The sequence below is a fragment of the Spirosoma oryzicola genome (assembly GCF_021233055.1).
Classification (GTDB): domain Bacteria; phylum Bacteroidota; class Bacteroidia; order Cytophagales; family Spirosomataceae; genus Spirosoma; species Spirosoma oryzicola.
The window spans coordinates 3,930,163-3,953,052 of record NZ_CP089538.1; the positions used below are offsets into that span (position 1 = coordinate 3,930,163).

The window sequence follows — 22,890 nt, forward strand, 5'->3', positions numbered from 1 at the left end:
CTATCTATTCCCTTCTTTGCATGCGTGCCCCCAAACGTTTCATCAACATTGAACTGCTGCTTGGCATCTCAGCAACCTTTCTGAGCTTGGCCGCTTTGGTTGTTTCTATCTTTCAGACAAAGATCGCCCGCGATCAGCAACAGGCTTCGGTCTGGCCATACCTACAGCTTATCAGCTCTAACGTGGATCAGGAACTGCATTTTGGATTTGAGAATAAAGGGGTGGGTCCGGCTATCATAAAAAGCTACGAGATACTCTACCGCGGAAAAACGTACACGAGTACGCGCTCGCTCTTCTACGAAGAAATTGGCGTTCAGACAGCCGGTGGGAAAGGATTCAGCGATGTACTGAAAGGCGATGTCTTTAAATCGGGTGAGGATATAGAGTTGCTGTTCGTCGCTAAAAACGATACAATTGTTCAAAAAACATCGGCACTGCTTGCTGACTCTTCATTGCGGGTGCGTATTCGCTATGCCGACGTGTACGGCAACTGCTGGTTGCTTGACCGACATAAAACGACTTCCCTGGGCAACTGCCCGGACTGATCGAAACAAGAGCGGGCAGGTTGGAGAACCTGCCCGCTCTTGTTTCGATCAGTCGAACTAGTCGATTATATAGGTTACTCGCTTACTTTACCGACACCTGAATTTTGCTGTAATAGAGCGTCGTTAACCCCTCAAAACCAGAGTCCGTACCGACAAGCAGCCAAAGTTCGCCTTTATCGTTACTACGAGCCGTAAACGGAGTTCCGGTATTAGAACGCGTAATGAGCTTATACCCCTCGGTGTCGCCACTGGTACCTATGTTTCCCAGCACGATTGCATCCTTGCCGCCTTGTATCTGCTGTCCTTTGTCGATGTTGAGTGAATAAAAGCCGTCTTTCAACTCTTTTACGGGTTCGACGGGGGTAGCGCCTGCTTTCAGATAAACACTGCCTCCCGGCGAACCACCGATACCCATTGAATTCTCAGGATATTGCGACGCTAACTCAATGGTAAAAACCAGCGAATAGTCTTTATTCGGCTGCAAACCAGTTACTTTCTTTTTAAGGTACATGAACGCGTCGTCGCTGCGATTCATGCTTTCGATCATAACCGATTTACGCGTTGTATCTAAAGGAGCGGGCAAGCCTTTCCAGCCCGACTTGAATTCCATAATACTATCCTGAGCGGTACCGTAATCTACAATTTCGGCTGTCCAGCCGTCCTGATCGCGTTGGAAATTAGATTGATAAGGCAACCCAGGTTGCGACGAAATTTCATCGTCTTCGGTATTACAAGCGGAAAAAGTAAACAAACTGCCGGTTAAAGCGGCTACTAACAGCAACGTTGATTTCATTAGTTACTCGATTGGTTTCCTATACAGAGCCCCCCTGCGATGGATTCGTTGGAAACGTATCGAAAAAAGTCAACGGTACCGATTTCGGTCACTACTGCCCAATCCGCGTAAAGCCAGGTAAAAAGCGATAACGTAGATCATTTGGTTTCCTGCTCCGGTCCAATCTTCCTTTAGCGTTGTGCCGAATAACAATGCGCCGATGATGCATCCACCGAGCAGATAACCCCACCGGCTAAACTGGCCCCCCACCAAGATCAAAACCCCGCTGGCAAACTCCAGGAAAGGAAGCGTGTACAGAAATGCATTCGTCAGAAAGCTGGGCAGGATTGTCTGAGAAAACCCCGCTCCCATTTTCGCTACAAACGTCGTTAGTTTGGGAATACGGACAAGGCCATGCATCAACATATTGATACCTAGCCCTATACGCATTACCAGCTGCGCTAACTGATTATTGTTCATGTGCTCGATGAATTAGTAGTGGTCAATAATGAACAATATTGTTGGCAGATGCAAACCTATTTGTTCGTTACTGACTATTCCTCTTCATTCACATCCCTGTCTTCTACTTCTTCCTCCATCAGCAAATCGTCATTAACGCCGTTGGCGTCAACGTCAGAATCGTTGACCTCCGCTTTCTCGGGTTCAGGGCCCTGGTTCGTAATCGGACTTAAGTACTCAATCTGCGACACACCCGCGTTAGCCTCTTCGCCTTGGGCGAGTAGTTGCACAACACCCTGGTTGTCATCTTCGGCAGGGCTATAGTTATTTTCGGAATTCATAAGTTGATCGGGTTAAAGGTTCTCTTTTCGTTTAAACACTGCCGGAGCGGGTCACATGGCCACCCAAGGCGTAGTTATCATCCTGATGATGATCATGTTCACCGGTTGGATCACCGTCTTCATCGGTCGGCTCGTCACTCAATTCATTATCGTCAACGACTTCTTCGTCATCTCCATCTTCCATAGCCGCCCCACTTTGATTGCGGAAGTTGTCGGGATCAATACGGCCAATTCGTGAACCAATGAGTTCTACGTCGCCAGGCATTGGATTTAATAGCGTTGTCATAATCATTGCGAATTTGTTTCTTGTAAGATAACCCGGTAAACTAGCGAAAGGTTAAACCTCATCCTTCACAGTCCGTCCTAACTATATTATGAAATCAGTATTTCTGCTGGTTAGCCTGCTCCTTACCTATCAGGGGTATGCTCAGGTAAATCGCGATCCTTTATTTACGTCATTCGACGGCACAAAAATTCATTACGATATTCTGGGAGAAGGCAAGCCGGTCGTGCTAATACACGGCTTTATCAGCACCAGTGAAAGTTGGAAACGAGCGGCCACCCGACAGGCACTGGCCGATGCGGGCTTTAAAGTAATCACCCTCGATTTGCGCGGGAATGGCTTGTCGGACAAACCTCATTCAGCCGAAGCGTACCGCGACAACGCGGAGCTGAAGGATGTGATGGCACTCGTCAAACACCTTGGCCTGACGAACTACGATGTGGTTGGTTATTCGCGGGGCGCTATTCTGACCGCCAAACTGCTTACGCTGGACAAACACATCCGAAAGGCGGTGATGGGCGGCATCAGTGTTGATTTTTCAGACCCGAACTGGATTCGTCGGAAGAATTTCCACGAAGCGCTGGTCAAACCGGGGAGTCATCCTGAACTACAGAGCGCTATTGATTACGCCAAAAAGTCGGGAGCCGATACGGTCGTACTGGCCCGCTTGCAGGAATTTCAGCCGGTTACTACCCGTGCTGAACTGGCGAAAATCAACGTCCCGGTACTTGTCGTTAATGGTGATAAAGATACCGACAACGGTGACCCGCAAACGCTTGTAGCCGCCATTCCGGGTTCCCGTTTGGTGATTGTGCCGGGTGATCATGGCGGGGCCATGCGAACGCCGGAGTTTGCAAAGACAGTTGTAGGTTTCCTGTCAAACTAGTTGCGTATTGGTCAACATAAAAAATCCCTGTCGGATAAGTCCAACAGGGATTTTTTATGTAATCGATAACCCTATTTCTGGTACGAACCGAAAACGTGGTCCCAGATCGGCGTCGATACACCGTAGTTACTTTCGGGATTCTTGTAGTGGTGCACGCTGTGGTTGATCCACAAATACTTGAAGAAGTTTTTGGGCGGAGTGTAAGCGTGAACAATAAAGTGCGTCGACAAATAACCCGAATAACCCACCAGAAAGCCGGGGAAGAAAGCATAGGCTGCTTCGCCCATAAGCAGGAAGAAGAAACCAAAAAAGGCTCCGGCTACGAAAATGGCTAAAGCGGGCGGCATCGCCAACCGCGTCTTGTCTTTCGGGTACTCGTGGTGAACACCGTGGAAGGTGTACTGAATTTTTGCCCGCTGGGGTGTCGAAGGCGTTAAATGGTAGAGGTAGCGGTGTAAAACATACTCAAAGAGGGTAAACACAATCAAACCCGTTGCAAATAAAGCAGCAATTTTGTTTGCACCCATGTCGGTATAGGTAAACGCATACCAACCTAGAAAAACGGACAGCACCAGCCACATGGAAATAGGAACCATGATGTGCGTGCGCGAAAGTGCTTCCAGAATTGGGTTATCAAACAGTTTTTTTGTGCCGCTGTTTTTAGGCCGGGTTTTACCGTGACCGGCCATTGTTTGCAACTTTTCGGTAGTTGATTCCATAAAACAGATACGTTGACAAATTATAATAGTGCAAAATTACACAGAAAAACGAGTCCGCTTACTCAGGTAGTAAAATTAGTTTACTATCTGGGTTACGTTTTACTTACCTCCAACTGGTCAGAAATCTTTTCCTGCATCGCCTGAACGTTGCCTTTGGGCAGTTTCGGCTTGATAATCAGGCGCAACGAATTTCTAAAATTCAGATAATTGAACATCCAGTTTATAAAGATCGACAGCCGGTTTTTCACGCCGACGATCGCCATCAGGTGCACGAACAACCACGTTAGCCACGCAAAAAATCCCTGAAATTTAAAAAAAGGCAAATCGACAACAGCTAGTCCGCGACCAATGGTGGCCATTGTACCCAGATCATGATACGTAAATTCTTCCAGCGGTTGGTTGCGGACGATATGAAAAAAGTTTTTCGCCAGATGCTTACCCTGCTGAATAGCAGGCTGGGCAATCTGCGGATGCCCGTTCGGCCATTTCTCCTCAGTCATCAAGGCGACATCACCAATCGCAAATATATCCGTAAAACCCTGAACTTGATTAAACCTATTGACCAGGATACGTCCGCCCCGTCCAAGGGTTTCGGGCGGCAATCCCGCCAATGGATTCGCTTTGACGCCAGCCGCCCAGATCAGATTATTCGTCCGCAGCGTTGATCCGTCATTCATGGTTACGATACGACCGTCGAAGTCCTTCACGCGTGTGTTTAAACGCACATGCACGCCCAGCTTCTGCAAGTAGTCGAGCGAATGCTCCTGCGACTGAACGGACATCGGCCCCAGCAGCTCCCCTCCGGACTCAATGAGATAGATATCCATCATTTTGAAATCCAGCTCGGGGTAATCCTGGGGCAATACGGTCCGGCGCATTTCGGCCAGCGTACCGCAAAGCTCCACCCCTGTTGGTCCACCACCCACCACCACCACGTCCATCAACCCTTCCTTTTCGTCCTCCGTCTCGACACTTAACGCATCCTCGAAGTTTTGCAGCATCCGGTTACGCAGGGCGATAGCTTCTGCCACTGATTTCATCGGCAGCGCCTTTTCGATGATGTTCTGCTGATTGAAGAAGTTGGTATCCGCTCCGGTCGCGATAACGAGGTAATCGTACGTGATGGGGCCAAGTTCAGTATCGACCGTTTTTTCGGCGGTACGAATGCCCGTTACGGTCGTTACCCGAATGTGTACGTTTTTGCAGTTGCCAAACACCACCCGCAGTGGAAACAGAATTGAATTGGCCTCTAATCCGGCGGTGGCAACCTGATAATATAGCGGCTGAAATTCGTGGTAGTTCTGTTTGTTGATCAATACGACCTGAAACTCTTTGGCCTGCGATAATTTACGAGCCAGTTTAAGGCCACCAAAACCCGCGCCAACAATCACAACGCGCTTTCGATCCGTTTGAGGTATGTTTGGATTCATCCGCTTTTAGTTTACAGTTTCATCGTCAGTTACGCATGGACAACCTACAGCAATCAACTGCTTTTTACCTAGATGGTTCTGAATCGCTAACTAAACACAATTAACCCTCGTAATTAGCTAATTTTTTCTACAGAATGCGCTTCGTTGAGTACTCGCTCGTAATGCGCTTCGTAAAGCGGCAGGATACGGGATAGCTCAAACTCTTTAGCCCGCGCCAGAGCGTTGGCTTTAAAGGTCGGCAGGTGCTCATCATCCAGAACATACAAGGCATTTTTGACCATATCATCCACATCGCCCACGGGGCTCAGAAAACCTGTTACACCCTGTACGTTCAACTCCGGCAACCCACCGGCGTTTGATGTGATCAGCGGTACTTCGCAGGCCATCGCTTCGAGAGCCGCCAGCCCAAAACTCTCGTTTTCAGAAGGCATCACAAAGAGATCGGCTACCGACAAGACTTCTTCAACGGCGTCCATCTTACCCAGAAACCGCACCTGATCATAAATGCCGAGGTCCCGCACCAGCCGTTCGATACGCGCCCGTTCAGGTCCGTCGCCGACAAGGAGTAATTTAGCCGGTAACTGTTTTTGAACGTTGTAGAATGTCATCACTGCATCGTCGATGCGTTTCACCCGCCGGAAATTGGAGGTGTGCACAATGAGCTTTTCGCCATTAGGGCAGATCGCTTTCTTGAAATGCTCTTTCTGCTGACGCTTGAAACGATCCAGATCGATAAAATTGGGGATAACTTCGATCTCGCGGTGAACATTAAAATGAGCGTAGGTATCCTGCCGGAGATTTTCGGAAACCGAGGTAACACCATCGGATTCGTTGATGCTAAAAGTAACTACCGGCTCATACGAAGCATCTTTACCAACGAGGGTAATATCGGTTCCGTGCAAGGTGGTAACGACCGGTACCATACGCCCCTGCGAACGCAGAATCATTTTAGCCATGTACGCTGCCGACGCGTGCGGAATGGCGTAGTGAACGTGCAGAAGATCAACGTTTTCGTTCGTGACTACATTCACCATTTCGCTGGCTAGTGCCGACTCATAGGGAGCATACTGAAAGAGCGGATACGAGGGTATATTTACTTCGTGGTAAAAAACGTTTTCGTTGAAAAAATCGAGCCGGGGTGGTTGTTGGTACGTAATGAAGTGAATCTGGTGGCCGTTTTTAGCCAGTGCTTTACCTAGTTCGGTGGCTACTACGCCACTGCCTCCAAAAGTTGGATAGCAAACAATACCGATTTTCATGCAGTAAGCCCCTTCGGGCTGAGAACGATTTTTTCGGACAACACTAAAAACGGCCGAAAAGAATCCCAAAGCCCCGTTTGCTAAGCGAGTAATTTAGAATAAAAGCTTTTTGTATCCGTCACTAACCCAATCAGCGTACGTACCTATTCCTCAAAAACTGTTATTTTTGTAAAAAACCACCATGTCAACGCGTCAGCCCATTCCTTTCTCGGCATTTGCTTTTGGCTTCCTGCGGCTGATCCGGGTGCAGAATCTGCTGATTGTGGTGATGACCCAGTTTCTGGCGCGGATCGTGCTGGTCGGCCCGCGCGACGCCTGGCCCCGCCTGCTTACTGATCCGACCATCTGGCTGCTCTCGCTCTCGACGGTATGCATTGCCGCAGCGGGTTACATTATCAATGATTATTTCGATATTAAAATCGATCTGGTCAATAAACCGGAACGGGTTGTCATTGGCCGTTACTTGAAACGCCGGGTAGCCATCGGCACGCACCAGCTCCTGAACGTAATCGGCTGCCTGATTGGTCTGTACCTGAGCAAGTGGGTGTTCCTGACGGATGTTGTTTCGGTATCGCTGCTGTGGCTTTATTCGTCCCAGTTAAAACGGCAACCGTTTATTGGCAACATTGTGGTGTCGCTGCTTACGGCTCTGTCACTCATTGTCCTAGCCGTTTATTACCGCCAGAACGCAGATATGCTGCTTATCTACGCCTTGTTTTCGTTTGGGATTTCGCTCGTTCGGGAGATTATCAAAGACATGCAGGATGTGCGGGGCGACGCCCGGTTCGGCTGCCGAACCTTGCCAATTGTGTGGGGATTACGCCGGACGAAGTACCTGCTTTACGTCCTGATCGGTTCGTTTATCTTCGGCATGTTTCTCATTGCGGATTCGCTCAGTAACCTACGACTCGGCCTGATTTTTCTGGTGTTGCTTGTTCCTATCATCTGGCTTACTTACCGCCTTGTCGTGGCTGATACGCGTCGCGATTTTGGCTACCTCAGCAATCTCTGCAAGCTCATTATGCTCCTCGGTGTTGTGAGCATGGTATGGGCGTGAGGACGGACAGCATAAGTCAACCGCGTAACTTCGAAACGTTGAGAATACAGAAAACCAAACGCCTGTCAAGATGAAAGAATCCAAAGTCGAAGCCCTGATTTACTACTCGAAACTAACATTTGACTCGGATCACATCGTGAAGAAGTCAAAACAGGAGATCCAGGAAAAGCTTGATGAATACACGGCTCAAGGATATCGTTTGACGTCGACAACGTCCACTAATTTTGGTACGGCTCTCTATATTTATTTGTTTTTCGAAAAAGACATGTAATGGTTTGCCCTTCTGAGTGCGTTTCATTTGGTTAAGTTACGCGCTCTGACTATCTCCAAAAACTACCGTTCGCTCAAGGACTTACAGCGTAATTCATGACTCCTCATACATTTGTTTTTATACCAGCTAAATTATTCGGTGCGTATGAGAACATTTGTTTTTACCCTGCTTTTTATAGGTAGTTTACTGACGAACAGCCGCGCGCAGGATTGTATGGGTATTGCCCTCAAATCGGGAATGAGTTTTGAACTGAGTACGTTCAATGCCAAAGACAAGCCAACGGGCAAGATCACCTATCAAGTGAAAGATGTTCACAAAGAAGGGAGTTCGACGGTCATGGATATTGTGGCTCAATTTCAGGATGAAAAAGGCAATCAACGTCCTCCCTACCCCATTCATTACACCTGCACAGGTGATGAGCTTGTTGCCGATTTATCAGGCATGGCGCAGGGAATGCAAAGCAGCATGAAGGATATGGAGATGAAGCTAAAAACCAACAAACTGGTTTACCCCCGCAAACTTAGCGTTGGACAGAAGCTGGACGAGGGTAAAATGGAAGCTGACATTCTAACGAATGGCACGCCAATGATGAACATGATGATGACGATGAGTAATCGGCAAGTGGAAGGTCAGGAATCGGTGACAACACCCGCTGGCACCTTCGACACCTACAAAATCACGTCGGATATCAGTTATGAAAACCGGCCCCTGGCAATCCCTATCCCCATACGAGGAACCATGCGGGTAGTGAGCTACCGGTCCAATAACCAACTGCTGGACATAAAATCGGAGAACTACAACAAAAACGGTAAGTTGATGGGTTACACACTTTTAAGTAAAGTCAACTAGGCTACCAGTAGGCTCTCCATACCGGCCATTGGCGAAATTGTAAAAACTTTCGCAACTTTGTTGCAAAAAAGCCGGTTAAGAGGAGGTACGATTGAGCGAAGCATCGTACTTTTGCGTTTGCCTATGAAAACAGATATTCTTTCTCGCAAAGCTGACTACATTGGTATTACAGGCTCCGTATTGTGCATCATCCACTGCATGATTACGCCTATCCTGTTGATGTCCACGGCTCTGCTTCAGGATGAACACCTCCGCTTTGGCTACTTGAGCCTGGATTATATTTTTATTGGCGTAAACATTGTTGCGGTTTACTTTGCAACGCGTCACTACGCTCCGCCAGTTATCAAAAAAGCGCTCTGGAGCTTTCTGTGTCTCTTTGCCGTAGCAATCATCCTGGAAGATGTAAGTCCTGTTTTTGAATACCTGGGCTACGCAGCATCAGCCGGTTTGGTTGTTACCCACCTCATCAATATTCGGCAGCATCGCATCCAGCACGTTCACTAGGCTTAACTAGTTAGGGCCGAATGCCCGGTTCGTCATAAACGTATTGTCGGTCAAGGTTTTCAGGAAACTGATTACCTGCTTCTTCTCGGTATCGGTTAGTGCGATACCCAATTGTCCGTTCATTTTTAAGGCCGCATCGAGCGTTGGACTGTCTTTCACGCCTGATGCGTAGTGGTTGAGCACTTGGTCCAGCGTCGTAAAACGACCGTCATGCATGTACGGAAACGTATTTTCTACATTGCGCAGGCTTGGCACTTTGAATTTTAAGCGGTCGGCTTCGTTCAGCGTAATCGTGTAGCGTCCCTGGTCGTTGATGCCACTCGCCGGAAGGCCATTGTTACGGTAACTGTGGTCCGTAAATAAATCGGTAGCGTGACAACTCGCGCATTTTTGTTTAAAGACCGCCAGTCCAGCCAGTTCATCGCTCGTTAATACCCCTCCGGCTTCGTTTCGAACGTATTTGTCGTAACGCGAATCAGCCGATACCAGGGTCAGCACAAACTGCGAAATAGCTTTCAGAAACCGTGCCGTCGTTACGGTATCCGAGCCAAACGCATTTTTGAACATGGATGGGTATTTAGGGCTTTTTTGAACCCTTACCAGTACATCGGCAAACTTCATGTCCATCTCGACCGGATTGGTGATCGGTGCAATAAATAGCGTGTTCAGATCCGTGACGCCCCCATCCCAGAAAAACTCCCGCGACCAGGCCATATTCTGCAAACCCGGTACATTGCGCGTACCGATTCGATCGTCGATACCGTGACTCAATGGATGGTCGGAATGGGCAAAACCGGCAAACTGCTGGTGGCAGAATCCGCAGCTAACGCTACTATCGCGGGATAGATGCGTATCGTAAAACAAGGATTTTCCTAATGCCACTCCCTCGACAGTTAATGGATTATGCGTCAGGTCATAAACCGGATCGGGAAAGTTGGCGGGCTTTCGCAGCGCAACGGGCGTAGTTTTATAATCAACACCACCTGGTTCCGTTGGAGTCGGGTTAGGCGTTGGTTCATTCGCATCCGGCTTCGTCTGACAGGCAACGGCCAGCCCGAACAAAAACAGGCTAACGAGCAAACCCGCCTGTCTGACTGTATGGAGAACGGATTTTGTCATTGGTTGGCCGCCACGCGATTATAGCTAAACATAGACGCGTAATTGTCAGCGATGGTAGCCGAGAAAGGGACAAACATCACTTGCGGATTCTGCGCAATGCTCAGTTTCGTTGGTCCGTCAAATACCTTCAGCGCATCGACTTTCAAGCGCACCTGCGGTTTGAGCGACGGATCGACTTTAACAACATCTCCGTTGAAAGATAGCGTAACCGAACGCAGGTTATTGATCGTTTTCTTGCCGTTATAGCCACCCCCAAAGCCTCCAACGTGGTAAAAGAACGCGCGATTATCCGTAGTCGGAGCTGCCGGAGACGTTCCTTCGAGCTTGAGAAAAACGTAGCCCGAATTCCATTCCCAGTACATTCCATTATTCAGAGCGGGATCCAGAACGCCCGTACGCTGGCTGATGTCGGCCAAACTCCGCAGACTATCTACACCAATCAAAAACGTCATACCCGTATAATCACCCGCCGGTATTCCGCCCAACGTCATGGTCTGCGAAGCGGGTTTCTCTTCCTCAACCAGAAAATAGCTGTTTGCCTGCGGTAGCGCGTATTCGGTGCCATCCGCTTTTTTAAGTCGGATATTACTAATGAAGTAGTTAAACTTCGTCACCGTAAAATCTTCGCCGAGTGCATTCTTGTACGTCTGGGTATTTAGGGTTATATCCTGATTGCCGACGACATTATCAACGGACAACGCTAAAGAGCCAACCGAGTCGGATGCCTGTTCGGGGTCAACGGTATTACAGCCAACCACGGCAGATCCAACGGTTATTAATACGAAGAGTAGTTTGAAGAAGTAGTTTTTCATTACGCAGACTATAAATATCTATTACACCAAATACGCTGGTTTACTGCGAGTTGTTGCGCCCGTACAGGATAACAAGCGTTACTATACTACCGCTGACGATCATCAGAAACAGCCAGATCAACGCATTTGCTGCGCTGAGCGGACGCTGCATCAACTCGTTGACGAATCCCACCACGGTACCTACACAGATGCCGATCATACTGACAAAAATAAACTGAATAATGGGTGGTAACCGGCGCAGCATACGGAATGGGTTCGTATGAATAACGAACGGGTCACGGTTCTATTTTTCCGATTGACCAGTTCGTTATTTAGGGACTGTCTACAAATTTGTTTTTGATCCGTTTTTGTCATCCCGACGCCAGGAGGGATCTTCGGGAAGTGATAATTTATGTCATTTCCGAAGATCCCTCCTGGCGTCGGGATGACAAAACACCCACTTTATCTTATTAGAAGAAAATTTAGACAGTCCCTCAGAGTCATCACTTAAAGAGTAGTAACCAACCGGCTTACAATCACCGTGTTTTTTCCTTCCGTAGTTTGCTCGTAGGCCACCAAGAGTCCGTTTTTCGTCGCTAGTGCCACGGGATATGTCGCATTGATGGTTTCGGGCGTCAGGTACGTGGTCGAACTGATTGCCTGACCAGCCAGTGTCCGCATACCGATTCGTTGGACAAAGGAACCCATCTCGCCCGATCCATCTTTCGAAACCGACTCATCCCAAAGCCACACAAGCCGCCCGTCGGTCGTTGCCACCTGCGGATGTTTGGCCCGGTTGGTCATGACCGACGAAACCAGTTTATGGGCTCCCATTTGCGCCAGCCGAAGTCCGGCCTCCCCTTCTTTTCCCGAGAACCAGGTCGTTAGGATTTCATCGCCGAGTTGAGCGACCGAAGGCCCGGCATGCGGACAAGCATTGACCTGCCAATGATCGGCAAACACCACCTGTGGCTTGCTGAACGTTTTACCACCATCGTTCGAAATAGCCGTGCTGATGTCGCGGGAAGCAATCTCTCCTGCCCTGGTCGATGGCAACAGGTCGCGGTAGGTCAGGTGGATATTCTTTTGGGAATCGACGAACAGATTGGTTCGGCAGCACTGGCACGCGTTATCGTCTACCAGCACCGCTGGCCCAAACCCACCACCTTTGGTTGTCTGCGCAAAAACAACCGGACGCCCTTCTCGATTCGGTAATTTTTCGTCAAGCCATACCGCACCGATTTCCCCGTTGGGTAAACGGGCGATATCCGCAAAGGAGTGGCTTTTTCCTGGCGCAGCATCCTGATGAACCGATTTTGGCTCTGTCCAGGTTTTTCCGTTGTCGGTTGAGACGGTGTACAGTAGATCACCGGCAAAACGCGACTGAGCCGTTGGTCGGGGGACTTCAAAAATCGCCAACAAGGTTCCGTCAGCCTTTGAAGCGATTTTGGGCATTCCTTCGGCGTGAGCAGACAGCGTAGACGGTGCTTTTACTTGTATTTTGTCCCCGAAGCTTTGCCCGCCGTCGGTCGATATGGCGAAGTAAAAAGCGGCTCCTTTATCGCCGTCTTTCTCAACCCAGCTCAGCAACGGATTTCCGGCCGCGTCGGTTGTCAGGCGGGGTGTAGCGCCCACAAATTCTGGATTGGAAACGGTAGTCTGGACGGGTGGCCGGGCAGCCGCTAACCAGAGTAAAATTGATACTATGAATGAGTACATCATGATTGGTTACGATTTGACGTTTGGACGCGGTTATTTCCCCGAAAACGTGTATTGAGCGCCGAACACAAAAGTCCGGGGAGCCGCCGGCGTGTAGGTTGTGCGGTCGGTAGCGTTGTTGCCGCGAGTCGCGTTGGTCGCAAAAAGCGCGTCGGTTACGTTCAGTACATTTGAAAACAGTTCAATGCCTTTCCACTGGTACCCCACACGGATATTGGCGAAATTGTAGCCACCGTACCGAACGGTGTTGACCTGGTTCTGGTACCAGCCCGATACATGCTGCCACTCCACCGACGTACGGAAATTCTTCAACCAGACCGGGTAGTAGCTGATTTCAGTGTTCCAGATCGTACGCGGGGCCGACGGCATATCTTTCCCATCAACGTTCTGCACCGCATCAGACGCCCGCTGGCTAAGCGTAAATTCGACAAAGCGGTGAACCGCGTGGGTCCCGCCAAATCGAAAGAATAGCTGCTTCGATGGACGATAGGTAACGCCCAATTCAACGCCCCGGTGCAGGGTTCGACCCGCCGATTGGTAGTCATACGAATTATCTGGCTGACGGATGTTCAGCAGTTCGTTGGTTCCGTTCATCTGGTAAACGGCTCCGTCGATGTACACTTTGTTGCTGAACAGACTTGCCCAACCGCCTACTTCCAGGTTGTTAAACTGAGCGGGTTGCAGGTTATAGTAAAACAGATCACCGGTTGCCGTTGGCGTGGTTCGTTTCAGGAAGATCGAAGTAAGCGCCGGGGGCGAAAACCCTTTAGCATAACTGGCATACAGCCCTTTACCGTTTCCTAGATCATACGTAGCGCCCAATTTAGGGGTAAGTTGACTATACGCCTTGTTGCCCAAACTGTTGTCCAGTGCGTTGGTATAATCGAACGCCATCCGGTCGTAGCGCAGACCCGCCGAAATTCGTAGCTTCGGCATCAGTTCCAGATCGTACTGTACATAAGCGGCTATATTGTGAATATCGGCCTGGTAGTTAGCCAATTGAACATCAGGCCGCTCGCGCAACTGGGTGTATTTAAGCACCGATTTTTTATCCGCCCGTAATTCAGCCGACAGTTCCGTCTGGTAAGCGTAGTACGTATTTGGCGACAGATCCAGCGTGACACCAGCGATAAGCTTACTGTTCAGAAAAGTCAGTCGTTGGGTATGCTGGGCAATAAAGCCGTAACTGCGGAAATCGTTGCTGTTAATCTGCCCCGTCGCGGTCGATGAACCACTCGTCCACCGAATCGAATACGTTGGATTCTGCCCGATGCTGTTGTTCCGTATAAAAGCGGTTACGAACGACTGTGAACCATTCTGCCAGTCGTGCTCAAGCGTCAGCCGACTGCGTAACGAAACCGTTTTGCGGTACGTAAAATCGGTTGTGCTGGCGTACTGACGCGCAAAAAAGGCGGTACTGTCTACATTGCCGGTGGTTTGCGAGTTGTAATCGTTGTACGAAACAGTGCCCGTCAGGCGAGTATGTGGCGTAAAGGCGTATTCGAGCCGGGTGAAGTACGACGATTTATCGTAATCCGAACGGGCCAACCACGAATTGCGCTGCCGGGACACAAAGCCGCCCACGTAAATACCAAACTTACCCTGGCGAGCACCAGCACCAACCTGAAGCCGCTGGTAACCCCACTGATCGACCTGAATACCAACCCGAACCGTGGGCACAGCCGTTGGCCGCTGGGTGATAAAATTAACCGCTCCGCCTACGGCCTCTGGTCCGTAAATAGACGACACCGGCCCTTTCACGACCTCGATTGAGCTAACAGTAAATTGGTTCATTTCGAGCAGGGCGTTATGGTTAAAAACGCCCATTGGCCGGATTGGAACGCCATCTTCCAGGTACAGAAAATACGCGTTGGTGGTCATCGGCTGACGGATCGCCATCATGTGCTGCTCGTTGCCCAAATTGACCATCAATACGCCCGGCGTTTTGTTGATCACCTCGTAAATACTCGTCGGCTTGGTCTCTTCGATGAGTTTGGGCGAGAGCTTAGAAATCGCTATGGGTGTTTCGGTTCGCAGAGCAGCCTCGCGGTTACCCGTTACGACCACCGTTTGCAGATCCTCAACGGCTGGCTCCAGCGCGATTCGCAAGGGCTGATCAGCCGTTGCCATCACCTCCCGCTTTCGATAGCCGACGGCGGATACGACTACCATTGAACCATTGGTCGGCAGCGAAAAGCGCCCGTTTCCGTCTGTAACGACACCGGCTTTACCCTCCGCAACGATTACGGTTACCCCCGGCAAAGGTTCTTTGGTTTGCGCGTCATACACTAAGCCTTGCTTTACCGACTGCGCGGCAGCAGACCATACAATCATCACCCATAGCCCAATGGCTATGAGACATTTATATGTTTTCACTAAAATAAAGTTTAAGTCGAAGAAAGGAATACAGTACTACACACGCTCAGGTAGCTAAGCGTTGACATAGTCACTTATCGTACTGGAAATAAAGATTCGACTAAACTTTGGGAGGACGGAAAAGACCCACGAGCGGGGCAACGTAAGAAGGAAAACGATAGACAGGTACTCCTGCCAACAACGATTCGACCGAGGCTGGTTCGAACGTAAACGGCTGGCTATTCTCGCAAAATAGCTGCAACACAGGCAAGTTCTGCACCCGTTGGGTGGTTTCCTTATCCTGCTTGTCCTGCTGCGCTTTCAGGCGTTTGGCCAGATAACACTGACCGTCGCAGTGCAGCTGCGGCTTGTCGCGATTTTCGCACAGCACACGGGCGATGTACTCCTTGTTGGCATGATAGTACGCAATGGTTCCCCACGGGCTTACCGTTGGCAGCAGCGTCGCAAAGAGGAGAACAAAGAGTAGCGCATTTTTCATGACATGACAAAGGTAGAACAGAATTGCGACCTGTACTTCGTCCAGCCGAAAGTTTCAGTTGAAACGATGAAGAAACAACGCCGATAATATGCAACAATGTTGCATAATACTTTATCTTTACGAAAAACCCCATTCCTATGCGCTATCTCACGTTTGCCTGCCTGCTCTTAGCCTTCGCTGCCTGTTCGGATAAATCCGCTGCTGACAAACCCTTACTCGACGAAGCAGCTAAATATCACAATGAAGCCATTGAGGTTCAGGAGCAAGTAGAACCGCTGGTCGATCAGGTTGATTCGGTTCGAACGCTGCTGGTAAAGAAAGCCACTCCGGAAGCCAAATCAACGGCGCAGTCACTCGATAGCCTGAAAACGGCCTTCGAAGCGTGGGAAGAAAATCTGGTAGAAGTACCCGGCATGAAACACGAACACCATGAGCACAGCAGCGGTAAACACCATCATCATAACCATAACAACGACGCCAAGGACATGTCCGCCGATCAGATGCGTGATTTGCAGCGCGAATTCCTGACCAATATCAAAGCGATTCAAACCCAGACGCAGCAGGGTATGGATCGGGCCAAGAGCTTGCTTTAACGCTTACTCGTTTACCGCCAGCCAGTACATCAGAGCGATACCTAACAGCATAAACAAACTATGCAGCCAGGAGCGTCTGGTCGGAGCGGCTTTCTGTAATTCGGGTATCAGGTCGCTGGCGGCTACGTAAATAAATCCGCCAGCGGCCACCGGCATGATATAGATTAGGTATGCTTCGAGCCACAGCCCAGCCAGCAGTACCGTAACGATGCCAACGATGCAGGTCAGCGCTGATAATAAATTGTAAAGCAAGGCCCGGCGAATGCTGTAGCCTCCGTAGAGCAGCGTACCGACATCTCCTACTTCCTGCGGTAATTCGTGCAATAGTAATCCGGCAGTTGTTGCCCAGCCTGCTGCCGGGCTTACCAGAAAACTACCTGCGATCAGCGTTCCATCGATGAAATTGTGTAGCGCGTCACCCACCAGGTTCATCGACGCCAAGGGTTGTACGGTCGATGCATCCGTCCGATGCTGGTGATGCCGCAAGCGGATAAATTGTTCGAGATTAAAAAACAGGACGATTCCAGCCAGAACCTCTACTAAGACGATCTGACTATCACCGATTTGCTCTAGCGATTCGGGTAACAGGTGCAGAAAGGCGTCGCCCAGAAGCACTCCCGTTGATAAGCTGATTCCCAAAGTCAACCACTGTTTCAGAACAAACTTCGGCAGTAGATAAGCGATTCCTCCAACCAGAGCAACTCCGCAAACCAACAAGCCCGCGAGGCTACTGTGGCCCCATATCTCCCATCGAATCGATTGCGTTGTTAACAGCATTATTCTGTTTAGTACTTTGGCCGGAAGGGAGTGCTTGACTACCGAGAAAGTACCCAACCATCAATCGATGCCCTTAGACACTCTCCTTCCAGCAACAAAATTTTATCAATGACCTGGGGCCATGTTGTTGGCTAACAATGCTGTCGCCGGGGCCGTAGTCCGTGGTGTCGGTTTCTCAAAACCGACACTTTACGCCAGCAGAGATGTCGGTTTTGAGAAACCGACACCACGGCCCCACCGGCATCACAGCCTACCGACATCACGCGGACACCAGATTACTATACGCAGGTTCTATATCAATTACTCCCAGACAGGAAACGGGTCCTTGAAGCTGCCACCCGACTCCAGGTGTTTTAGTTCAAGCTCCGTGCACAGGCAGTCCTGTAATTCCTTGGTTACTTGCTCCTGGTTTACATCCTGACCGATAATGACCAGCTCGTTTTGCCGGTCGCCGAAGCGTTTGTGCCAGCGAGCTTCGATTTGAGTGCGATTTTCCAAAAAAGACCCGTACTGTATGCGCTGGTTAAAAGGCATGGAAGCCCACCAAACCCCTGCCGACTCGGCTCGCAGACTACCGCCAGCCTGGCTGAAGTTCAACGCATCGTCGGGTCGGGAAGCAAGCCAGAAAAGTCCCTTACTGCGAATGATACCCGCCGGGAAATTTTCGCTCAGGTAGTTCCAGAAGCGCACCGGATGAAACGGTCGCCGGTCACGGAACACGAAGGAAGAAATACCATACTCTTCAGTTTCGGGCGTGTGTCCTTTTCCGCTTCGCTGGTTCTGCAACTCCTGAATCCATCCCGCCGATTGCGACGCTTCATCGAAATCAAACCGGCCCGTGTTCAGGATTTCGGCTGGATCAATCTTACTGAACTGACAGTCTACCAGTTTCGCTTTTGGATTGAGTTTGCGCAGGATAGCTTTCAATTCCCCCGATTGCTGGCTACTGATCAGATCGGTTTTATTGACAATGATGACATCGGCAAACTCGATTTGATCCGTCAGCAAATTGACAATGGTTCGGGTATCGGCGGCATCTTCGTTTAGTTCACGGTCATAAACGGTATCGACACTGCCGAAGTCGCGGTAAAAATTAAACCCGTCAACAACTGTTACCAGCGTGTCTAATCGGGCGAAACGCGACAAGTCAACAGCATGGGCCTCATCGACCGAACTATCGGATTGGAATGTAAACGTCTGCGCGACGGGCAAAGGCTCCGAAATGCCCGACGACTCGATAAGCAGGTAATCGAACCGGCCTTCCTTCGCCAGTTTTTCGACCTCAATGATCAGGTCTTCGCGCAAGGTGCAGCAAATACAACCATTCGACATCTCGACCAGTTTCTCTTCGGTTCGCGAGAGTGTACCCTCCTGCCGAACGAGCGCGGCATCGACATTGACTTCGCTCATGTCGTTGACGATAACGGCTACTTTCAGCCCTTGTCTGTTGTGCAGAACGTGATTGAGCAACGTGGTTTTTCCGGCTCCCAGAAAGCCGCTCAATACCGTGACAGGCAATCGCTTGTCCGTCGCCTTCTGAATCGCTGGTTGTATAGTTTGACTTGCCATGGGGCAAATCTAAAGACAATTTTTCTTTTTGCAACATTGTTGCAAAAAGAAAAATTAGGCCGAATAATCACTGCGCAAAGTCTTTATGCGTTTTGACGACTCGTGTCGCGATTCGTTCCTGTTACTGCTTTAGAGCGAGGTAATACAGCGATGGGCGGGCGCAACTTTATCAGCAATAGCCGGTTCTACAGAATGCGAATTGGCTTTTTGTCTTCGTCCAGAGCGACAAACGTAAATGTGCCGTGGATGGCGTGATGGCGTTCCATTGAGTACATTTCTTCGACGAAAATTTCGACGGCAATTCGAATGCTCGTGTTACCCACGTGTTCGACCCGACCGATAAGTTCTATGATCGTTCCGGCCGGTATGGATTTGGTGAAATTGATTTTGTCCAGCGACACAGTGACCATCCGCTTACGCGAAAAGCGTGTCGCCGTAATAAACGCTACTTCGTCCATCAATTGGAGCGCGGTACCGCCAAAAAGGGTATCGTAATGATTGGTTGTATTCGGAAAAACGGCTTTGACAACACGGGTTTCAGCGGCTGCAATTCGTTCGGTAATCGATTCGGCTTGATCAATGGCCATGTACTAATTGGTTTACTTTTTCTTGGTGAGTCTGGTTATTGTAGTCGGTTCGCAAGGCACACAGACAGTCGGCGCACAGACACCCTTCATACAATGAACGAATGTAGTGCTGTTGCGTTTCGGTCAGAGTAATTGACTGACACTGGCACAGGTTGATACTACCCACACGACACTCGAAAGGTCGTTGGCAACGTGGACAGGCGATATGCTCGTGCTTACTGCTGGACGGACAACTCATTCGTTTCAAACTCCTGCTCGAAGGCGATAAAATTAACAACCTGTTTTTGCCGGTTGAGGATAGGTCTGATCGTGATATGACACCAGTATTTGGATTGGTCTTTACGGTAATTCACTACCTGTTCTTCAATGACACGATGTTTTTCGAGCGCCTTCCTGATGCGGTGTCTCGATGATGGGTCAGTCTCTGCTCCCTGCAAAAATACGGGACGACGGCCTACAACTTCGTGGTTTCTGTAGCCCGTCATCTGCTCAAAATTAGTATTTACGTACTGAATTACCTGCGTCGTATCGGTTACGACGACGGCCCATTTGCCACTTTGCAGGTCATGACGGACGTTTGCGGGAAGATCCCACTCATTTGATTTGGCCAGTGCCATCCAGCCCGCTGTACCGGTAGGCAGTACGGGTTTTTGTCTGAATTCCCACCCAATCCACAAAGGTGTAATGTATGCCGTTTTATAGTGTTCCGCTACTTGCTTATCGTATATTCCGCAGAAATCCATGATCAGGCCAGTTAAAGTTCTATACTAATGATGGGGGAGTCTATGTGTCGCTTTATAAACACAGTAACTAATCCGAAGGTTATTTGTCCAGGTTAATCTTCACTTTTCAACTCAACTGTGCTTTTATTGCCTAATCGGTGTTCAATCATACAGCAAAAGCACCGTTGCCCGTTTGTCGCTTATAGCAGCAATAACTTAGCCATGTTTTAATCGTAACTCTTATTCTCGGGGGCTGACAATGAATCGACGGGTTGAAGACAGTCCTTTGACGCGAATGGGTACTTTCTCTTAAATTTCAGCCAAAACAATCCCCTAGCCCCTGTTCGTTACACTGTAGTAGCCTGCTGAATCAGCAAGATAGCTACAAGCAAAAGAATGGCACACGAGCATCACCACGACCACGGCCATCACCACGGACCGACTGTCCTGACATCAATCAACCGGGCGTTGATTATTGGGGCCGTTCTCAACTCGGTTTACGTAGCCGTAGAATTTATTGCTGGTTTTTATTACAACTCGCTCGCCCTAACCGCCGATGCAGGCCACAATCTGAGCGATGTAGCCAGTCTTTTGCTTTCCCTGCTGGCCTTTCGGCTGGCCCGTGTACGCAACACGACCAATTTTACGTACGGTTACCGAAAAAGCACAGTATTGGCATCGCTGACCAACGCCATTATTTTGTCCGTTACCATCGGAGCTATTATCTGGGAAAGTATTCAGCGCTTCCGACACCCCGAACCGGTCCCTGGTGTATCCGTGGCCTGGGTCGCTGGTTTTGGCATACTAGTCAATGCGTCTTCGGCGCTGCTTTTTTTTCGCGATAAAGAGCATGATCTGAACGTTAAAGGAGCCTATCTACACTTGTTGGCCGATGCTTTAGTTTCCTTGGGAGTCGTTGTTGCAGGGCTGCTGATCAGTTATACCGGCTGGGTCTGGCTCGACCCTATTAGCGGTCTGGTTGTAGCGGGTGTCATTCTGGGCTCAACATGGCGACTTCTGAACGACAGCCTGCGCCTTTCACTCGACGGCGTTCCGGCTGACATTCAACTTACGGATGTGCTTACCGATCTTCGGACCATCAACGGCGTTCGGGATGTGCACCACGTACACGTTTGGGCCATGAGCACAACCGAAAACGCCCTTACGGCGCACCTCGTTCTAGATCCTGGCTTGTCGGATCAGCAGATAACAGCGCTAAAGCACGACGCCCGACACCGGCTTGAACACCGCAACATTAGCCATGCTACGCTTGAAACCGAGGTCGTCGCCGAAACCGACTGCGAAGCCGAAAACTGTTGATCGTTACCTACTGCTCGAAATCATAGTCACGCTCCACCCGGCAGATGCGGGTTTTGTAGCGTTCGTACCAGCGTTCGCGTCCGATCTGCTGCGCTAGTTGGTGCTCGGCATGTCTTTTCCAGTTGCGAATGGCCTCCAGACTTTCCCAATAAGAAACCGTGATACCAAGTGCTCCCCCCTCCGCGTTTCGAGCCGATTCCGCTCCGAGAAATCCAGGTTGCTGCTCCGCCAGCTCAACCATGCGGATAGCCATGTCGCCGTATCCTTCCGCTACGTCCGTTCGAACAGACGTAAAAATAACAGCGTAGTAAGGGGGTTCGGGTGTTTTAGCGATCATACCGTCCAAGATAAACAAACACGCGGATTATTCATTTATGCAACAATGTTGCATTTTATACTAATTTGTGCGTTCTTCGTAAAAAAACGATGTATGCTTATGGATACCAGTGATCAATTAGATGTCATTATTATAGGAGGAAGCAACGCGGGTCTGAGTGCTGCACTGACATTGGGGCGCTCGTTACGAAACGTGCTTGTCATTGACGGTGGCAAGCCTTGCAACCGACAGACGCCCCACTCCCATAATTTCTTGACCCAGGACGGCGAAACACCCGCTCACATAGCCACCATCGCCAAAGAACAGATCCTTCGCTATCCGTCTGTTACTTTCCTGACTGACCTCGCCACCGAAGCGCGTCAGGAATCGGATGGCTTCATCGTTGAAACGGCCAATGGTCATTCGTTTCGTTCACGCAAAGTACTATTAGCGACGGGTATTGAGGATATCATGCCTTCTATCAACGGTTTTGCGGAATGCTGGGGACGCTCTGTGCTGCACTGCCCGTATTGCCACGGCTACGAAGTACACGGCCAGCGACTGGGCATTCTGGCCAATGGCGAGACGGCTTACGAACTGGCCCGACTGATTCAGCATTGGAGTCCTGATTTGACCGTATTTACCAACGGTCCAGCAACGCTGACAAACGATCAGTCGGAGGTGATTAGTCAGTTGGGCATACCCGTCGTTACGGCTGAAATCGCGGAGATTGAGCACCAGTCTGGTCAGTTGGAAAGACTACGTTTTACAGATGGCTCCACCCACGAACTGGACGCTATTTTCAGCCGGGTTCCGTTTCGCCAGCATACTACGCTTGCTCAGCAACTAGGCTGTCTCGCTGCGGAATCAGGTCTGATCAAAGCGGACGAATTTGGTGAAACAAACATTCCTGGTGTGTACGTGGCGGGCGACAACAGTTCGCCCATGCGACAGGTTGCCGCTGCCATTGCGAGTGGTAGTAAAGCAGCCGCTATGCTGAATCGTCAGTTGATTGCCGAAGAATTAAGCGCCCGACTTGTTAAAGCAGATGCTGTCCAGTAGCTTTTACGGAAGCGGTTCATGACGGGTAACGGACCTAGTTTGTCGCCAATAAACTATCTTTATCGGTGAATCAATCACGATAAGGG

Annotated in this window: 28 protein-coding genes; 9 read left to right on the forward strand and 19 right to left on the reverse strand. The window is 49.8% G+C overall.

The window, feature by feature from the left end; all coding sequences use genetic code 11:
• The first annotated feature begins 20 nt into the window (after positions 1 to 20).
• Positions 21 to 545, forward strand: a complete 525-nt coding sequence (locus tag LQ777_RS16595; RefSeq protein WP_232559050.1) for a hypothetical protein — start codon at positions 21 to 23, stop codon at positions 543 to 545.
• Between the two features lie 82 nt (positions 546 to 627).
• Here LQ777_RS16595 and LQ777_RS16600 read toward each other — a convergent pair whose 3' ends face one another.
• From LQ777_RS16600 to LQ777_RS16615, 4 genes are all read right to left on the reverse strand, one after another.
• The gene (locus LQ777_RS16600) at positions 628 to 1,338 is read right to left on the reverse strand and encodes a hypothetical protein (RefSeq protein WP_232559051.1); all 711 of its coding nucleotides are present in this window, start codon (positions 1,336 to 1,338) and stop codon (positions 628 to 630) included.
• Between the two features lie 69 nt (positions 1,339 to 1,407).
• Entirely contained in the window at positions 1,408 to 1,797 is a 390-nt protein-coding gene (locus LQ777_RS16605; RefSeq protein WP_232559052.1) for a DoxX family protein, read from the reverse strand.
• A gap of 74 nt (positions 1,798 to 1,871) precedes the next feature.
• Positions 1,872 to 2,117, reverse strand: a complete 246-nt coding sequence (locus LQ777_RS16610) for a hypothetical protein (protein ID WP_232559053.1) — start codon at positions 2,115 to 2,117, stop codon at positions 1,872 to 1,874.
• Between the two features lie 31 nt (positions 2,118 to 2,148).
• Positions 2,149 to 2,403, reverse strand: coding sequence for a hypothetical protein (locus LQ777_RS16615; RefSeq protein ID WP_232559054.1), 255 nt, complete (start codon positions 2,401 to 2,403; stop codon positions 2,149 to 2,151).
• Between the two features lie 88 nt (positions 2,404 to 2,491).
• On the opposite strand from LQ777_RS16615, the gene LQ777_RS16620 reads away from it, so the two are divergent.
• Positions 2,492 to 3,286: an alpha/beta fold hydrolase gene (locus tag LQ777_RS16620; protein ID WP_232559055.1), complete on the forward strand. Its 795-nt coding sequence runs from the start codon at positions 2,492 to 2,494 to the stop codon at positions 3,284 to 3,286.
• Positions 3,287 to 3,357: 71 nt separating this feature from the next.
• Here the strand turns inward: LQ777_RS16620 and LQ777_RS16625 are convergent, their stop codons facing one another.
• The 3 genes from LQ777_RS16625 to bshA all read right to left on the reverse strand — a co-directional run bounded on the left by LQ777_RS16625 (position 3,358) and on the right by bshA (position 6,694).
• Positions 3,358 to 4,005: a sterol desaturase family protein gene (locus tag LQ777_RS16625; RefSeq protein ID WP_232559056.1), complete on the reverse strand. Its 648-nt coding sequence runs from the start codon at positions 4,003 to 4,005 to the stop codon at positions 3,358 to 3,360.
• 92 nt (positions 4,006 to 4,097) lie between these two features.
• Positions 4,098 to 5,435 (reverse strand): NAD(P)/FAD-dependent oxidoreductase, encoded by a 1,338-nt coding sequence (locus tag LQ777_RS16630; RefSeq protein ID WP_232559057.1) that lies wholly within the window; start codon positions 5,433 to 5,435, stop codon positions 4,098 to 4,100.
• A 113-nt stretch (positions 5,436 to 5,548) separates the two neighbouring features.
• Positions 5,549 to 6,694, reverse strand: coding sequence for an N-acetyl-alpha-D-glucosaminyl L-malate synthase BshA (bshA, locus tag LQ777_RS16635; protein WP_232559058.1), 1,146 nt, complete (start codon positions 6,692 to 6,694; stop codon positions 5,549 to 5,551).
• A 181-nt stretch (positions 6,695 to 6,875) separates the two neighbouring features.
• Here bshA and LQ777_RS16640 point away from each other — a divergent pair, with 181 nt between their 5' ends.
• The 4 genes from LQ777_RS16640 (at position 6,876) to LQ777_RS16655 (ending at position 9,375) form a co-directional block, all read left to right on the forward strand.
• Complete coding sequence (locus LQ777_RS16640; protein WP_232559059.1) at positions 6,876 to 7,751, forward strand: geranylgeranylglycerol-phosphate geranylgeranyltransferase; 876 nt, start codon at positions 6,876 to 6,878, stop codon at positions 7,749 to 7,751.
• 70 nt (positions 7,752 to 7,821) lie between these two features.
• Positions 7,822 to 8,022: a KH domain-containing protein gene (locus LQ777_RS16645; protein ID WP_232559060.1), complete on the forward strand. Its 201-nt coding sequence runs from the start codon at positions 7,822 to 7,824 to the stop codon at positions 8,020 to 8,022.
• Between the two features lie 144 nt (positions 8,023 to 8,166).
• A complete protein-coding gene (locus LQ777_RS16650; RefSeq protein WP_232559061.1) occupies positions 8,167 to 8,871 on the forward strand; it encodes a TapB family protein in 705 nt (234 codons plus the stop codon).
• Between the two features lie 123 nt (positions 8,872 to 8,994).
• Positions 8,995 to 9,375, forward strand: coding sequence for a MerC domain-containing protein (locus LQ777_RS16655; RefSeq protein ID WP_232559062.1), 381 nt, complete (start codon positions 8,995 to 8,997; stop codon positions 9,373 to 9,375).
• A 6-nt stretch (positions 9,376 to 9,381) separates the two neighbouring features.
• Here the strand turns inward: LQ777_RS16655 and LQ777_RS16660 are convergent, their stop codons facing one another.
• The 6 genes from LQ777_RS16660 to LQ777_RS16685 form a co-directional block, all read right to left on the reverse strand.
• Complete coding sequence (locus LQ777_RS16660; protein WP_232559063.1) at positions 9,382 to 10,494, reverse strand: cytochrome-c peroxidase; 1,113 nt, start codon at positions 10,492 to 10,494, stop codon at positions 9,382 to 9,384.
• Positions 10,491 to 11,306, reverse strand: a complete 816-nt coding sequence (locus tag LQ777_RS16665) for an MbnP family protein (RefSeq protein WP_232559064.1) — start codon at positions 11,304 to 11,306, stop codon at positions 10,491 to 10,493. Before LQ777_RS16665 ends, LQ777_RS16660 begins: the two co-directional genes overlap by 4 nt.
• A 40-nt stretch (positions 11,307 to 11,346) precedes the next feature.
• Positions 11,347 to 11,550 carry a hypothetical protein gene (locus LQ777_RS16670; protein WP_232559065.1) on the reverse strand — a complete coding sequence of 68 codons (204 nt, stop codon included), beginning with the start codon at positions 11,548 to 11,550 and terminating at the stop codon, positions 11,347 to 11,349.
• Between the two features lie 242 nt (positions 11,551 to 11,792).
• Complete coding sequence (locus LQ777_RS16675) at positions 11,793 to 13,007, reverse strand: sialidase family protein (RefSeq protein WP_232559066.1); 1,215 nt, start codon at positions 13,005 to 13,007, stop codon at positions 11,793 to 11,795.
• Between the two features lie 30 nt (positions 13,008 to 13,037).
• A complete protein-coding gene (locus LQ777_RS16680; RefSeq protein WP_232562864.1) occupies positions 13,038 to 15,338 on the reverse strand; it encodes a TonB-dependent receptor in 2,301 nt (766 codons plus the stop codon).
• A 142-nt stretch (positions 15,339 to 15,480) separates the two neighbouring features.
• Positions 15,481 to 15,858 carry a hypothetical protein gene (locus tag LQ777_RS16685; RefSeq protein ID WP_232559067.1) on the reverse strand — a complete coding sequence of 126 codons (378 nt, stop codon included), beginning with the start codon at positions 15,856 to 15,858 and terminating at the stop codon, positions 15,481 to 15,483.
• 137 nt (positions 15,859 to 15,995) lie between these two features.
• Between LQ777_RS16685 and LQ777_RS16690 the strand changes: the two genes are divergently transcribed.
• Complete coding sequence (locus LQ777_RS16690; RefSeq protein ID WP_232559068.1) at positions 15,996 to 16,451, forward strand: hypothetical protein; 456 nt, start codon at positions 15,996 to 15,998, stop codon at positions 16,449 to 16,451.
• 3 nt (positions 16,452 to 16,454) lie between these two features.
• On the opposite strand, the gene LQ777_RS16695 is transcribed toward LQ777_RS16690, so the two are convergent.
• The 5 genes from LQ777_RS16695 to LQ777_RS16715 form a co-directional block, all read right to left on the reverse strand.
• The gene (locus LQ777_RS16695) at positions 16,455 to 17,228 is read right to left on the reverse strand and encodes a ZIP family metal transporter (RefSeq protein ID WP_232559069.1); all 774 of its coding nucleotides are present in this window, start codon (positions 17,226 to 17,228) and stop codon (positions 16,455 to 16,457) included.
• A gap of 300 nt (positions 17,229 to 17,528) precedes the next feature.
• The gene (locus LQ777_RS16700; RefSeq protein WP_232559070.1) at positions 17,529 to 18,797 is read right to left on the reverse strand and encodes a GTP-binding protein; all 1,269 of its coding nucleotides are present in this window, start codon (positions 18,795 to 18,797) and stop codon (positions 17,529 to 17,531) included.
• 185 nt (positions 18,798 to 18,982) lie between these two features.
• Positions 18,983 to 19,384: an acyl-CoA thioesterase gene (locus LQ777_RS16705; protein WP_232559071.1), complete on the reverse strand. Its 402-nt coding sequence runs from the start codon at positions 19,382 to 19,384 to the stop codon at positions 18,983 to 18,985.
• Positions 19,374 to 19,622: a cysteine-rich CWC family protein gene (locus LQ777_RS16710; RefSeq protein ID WP_232559072.1), complete on the reverse strand. Its 249-nt coding sequence runs from the start codon at positions 19,620 to 19,622 to the stop codon at positions 19,374 to 19,376. The genes LQ777_RS16705 and LQ777_RS16710 overlap by 11 nt, the downstream gene beginning before the upstream one ends.
• Positions 19,600 to 20,127: a PAS domain-containing protein gene (locus LQ777_RS16715; RefSeq protein WP_232559073.1), complete on the reverse strand. Its 528-nt coding sequence runs from the start codon at positions 20,125 to 20,127 to the stop codon at positions 19,600 to 19,602. Before LQ777_RS16715 ends, LQ777_RS16710 begins: the two co-directional genes overlap by 23 nt.
• Positions 20,128 to 20,502: 375 nt before the next feature.
• On the opposite strand from LQ777_RS16715, the gene LQ777_RS16720 reads away from it, so the two are divergent.
• Positions 20,503 to 21,426: a cation diffusion facilitator family transporter gene (locus LQ777_RS16720; RefSeq protein WP_232559074.1), complete on the forward strand. Its 924-nt coding sequence runs from the start codon at positions 20,503 to 20,505 to the stop codon at positions 21,424 to 21,426.
• A gap of 7 nt (positions 21,427 to 21,433) precedes the next feature.
• Here LQ777_RS16720 and LQ777_RS16725 read toward each other — a convergent pair whose 3' ends face one another.
• Positions 21,434 to 21,763: an antibiotic biosynthesis monooxygenase family protein gene (locus LQ777_RS16725; RefSeq protein WP_232559075.1), complete on the reverse strand. Its 330-nt coding sequence runs from the start codon at positions 21,761 to 21,763 to the stop codon at positions 21,434 to 21,436.
• Positions 21,764 to 21,862: 99 nt separating this feature from the next.
• On the opposite strand from LQ777_RS16725, the gene LQ777_RS16730 reads away from it, so the two are divergent.
• The gene (locus tag LQ777_RS16730) at positions 21,863 to 22,804 is read left to right on the forward strand and encodes an NAD(P)/FAD-dependent oxidoreductase (protein WP_232559076.1); all 942 of its coding nucleotides are present in this window, start codon (positions 21,863 to 21,865) and stop codon (positions 22,802 to 22,804) included.
• The last annotated feature ends 86 nt before the right edge of the window (positions 22,805 to 22,890 follow it).

What these genes read in the sequence shown, in the direction of transcription:
- LQ777_RS16685 (WP_232559067.1), bottom strand. Translation starts at nt 15,858, where the DNA reads ATGAAAAATGCGCTACTCTTTGTTCTCCTCTTTGCGACGCTGCTGCCA.
- LQ777_RS16645 (WP_232559060.1), top strand. Translation starts at nt 7,822, where the DNA reads ATGAAAGAATCCAAAGTCGAAGCCCTGATTTACTACTCGAAACTAACA.
- LQ777_RS16620 (WP_232559055.1), top strand. Translation starts at nt 2,492, where the DNA reads ATGAAATCAGTATTTCTGCTGGTTAGCCTGCTCCTTACCTATCAGGGG.
- LQ777_RS16710 (WP_232559072.1), bottom strand. Translation starts at nt 19,622, where the DNA reads ATGAGTTGTCCGTCCAGCAGTAAGCACGAGCATATCGCCTGTCCACGT.
- LQ777_RS16680 (WP_232562864.1), bottom strand. Translation starts at nt 15,338, where the DNA reads ATGATTGTATGGTCTGCTGCCGCGCAGTCGGTAAAGCAAGGCTTAGTG.
- LQ777_RS16720 (WP_232559074.1), top strand. Translation starts at nt 20,503, where the DNA reads ATGGCACACGAGCATCACCACGACCACGGCCATCACCACGGACCGACT.
- LQ777_RS16600 (WP_232559051.1), bottom strand. Translation starts at nt 1,338, where the DNA reads ATGAAATCAACGTTGCTGTTAGTAGCCGCTTTAACCGGCAGTTTGTTT.
- LQ777_RS16610 (WP_232559053.1), bottom strand. Translation starts at nt 2,117, where the DNA reads ATGAATTCCGAAAATAACTATAGCCCTGCCGAAGATGACAACCAGGGT.
- LQ777_RS16660 (WP_232559063.1), bottom strand. Translation starts at nt 10,494, where the DNA reads ATGACAAAATCCGTTCTCCATACAGTCAGACAGGCGGGTTTGCTCGTT.
- LQ777_RS16655 (WP_232559062.1), top strand. Translation starts at nt 8,995, where the DNA reads ATGAAAACAGATATTCTTTCTCGCAAAGCTGACTACATTGGTATTACA.
- LQ777_RS16705 (WP_232559071.1), bottom strand. Translation starts at nt 19,384, where the DNA reads ATGGCCATTGATCAAGCCGAATCGATTACCGAACGAATTGCAGCCGCT.
- LQ777_RS16670 (WP_232559065.1), bottom strand. Translation starts at nt 11,550, where the DNA reads ATGCTGCGCCGGTTACCACCCATTATTCAGTTTATTTTTGTCAGTATG.
- LQ777_RS16665 (WP_232559064.1), bottom strand. Translation starts at nt 11,306, where the DNA reads ATGAAAAACTACTTCTTCAAACTACTCTTCGTATTAATAACCGTTGGA.
- bshA (WP_232559058.1), bottom strand. Translation starts at nt 6,694, where the DNA reads ATGAAAATCGGTATTGTTTGCTATCCAACTTTTGGAGGCAGTGGCGTA.
- LQ777_RS16625 (WP_232559056.1), bottom strand. Translation starts at nt 4,005, where the DNA reads ATGGAATCAACTACCGAAAAGTTGCAAACAATGGCCGGTCACGGTAAA.
- LQ777_RS16605 (WP_232559052.1), bottom strand. Translation starts at nt 1,797, where the DNA reads ATGAACAATAATCAGTTAGCGCAGCTGGTAATGCGTATAGGGCTAGGT.
- LQ777_RS16640 (WP_232559059.1), top strand. Translation starts at nt 6,876, where the DNA reads ATGTCAACGCGTCAGCCCATTCCTTTCTCGGCATTTGCTTTTGGCTTC.
- LQ777_RS16700 (WP_232559070.1), bottom strand. Translation starts at nt 18,797, where the DNA reads ATGGCAAGTCAAACTATACAACCAGCGATTCAGAAGGCGACGGACAAG.
- LQ777_RS16725 (WP_232559075.1), bottom strand. Translation starts at nt 21,763, where the DNA reads ATGATCGCTAAAACACCCGAACCCCCTTACTACGCTGTTATTTTTACG.
- LQ777_RS16690 (WP_232559068.1), top strand. Translation starts at nt 15,996, where the DNA reads ATGCGCTATCTCACGTTTGCCTGCCTGCTCTTAGCCTTCGCTGCCTGT.
- LQ777_RS16730 (WP_232559076.1), top strand. Translation starts at nt 21,863, where the DNA reads ATGGATACCAGTGATCAATTAGATGTCATTATTATAGGAGGAAGCAAC.
- LQ777_RS16715 (WP_232559073.1), bottom strand. Translation starts at nt 20,127, where the DNA reads ATGGATTTCTGCGGAATATACGATAAGCAAGTAGCGGAACACTATAAA.
- LQ777_RS16615 (WP_232559054.1), bottom strand. Translation starts at nt 2,403, where the DNA reads ATGACAACGCTATTAAATCCAATGCCTGGCGACGTAGAACTCATTGGT.
- LQ777_RS16650 (WP_232559061.1), top strand. Translation starts at nt 8,167, where the DNA reads ATGAGAACATTTGTTTTTACCCTGCTTTTTATAGGTAGTTTACTGACG.
- LQ777_RS16595 (WP_232559050.1), top strand. Translation starts at nt 21, where the DNA reads ATGCGTGCCCCCAAACGTTTCATCAACATTGAACTGCTGCTTGGCATC.
- LQ777_RS16630 (WP_232559057.1), bottom strand. Translation starts at nt 5,435, where the DNA reads ATGAATCCAAACATACCTCAAACGGATCGAAAGCGCGTTGTGATTGTT.
- LQ777_RS16675 (WP_232559066.1), bottom strand. Translation starts at nt 13,007, where the DNA reads ATGATGTACTCATTCATAGTATCAATTTTACTCTGGTTAGCGGCTGCC.
- LQ777_RS16695 (WP_232559069.1), bottom strand. Translation starts at nt 17,228, where the DNA reads ATGCTGTTAACAACGCAATCGATTCGATGGGAGATATGGGGCCACAGT.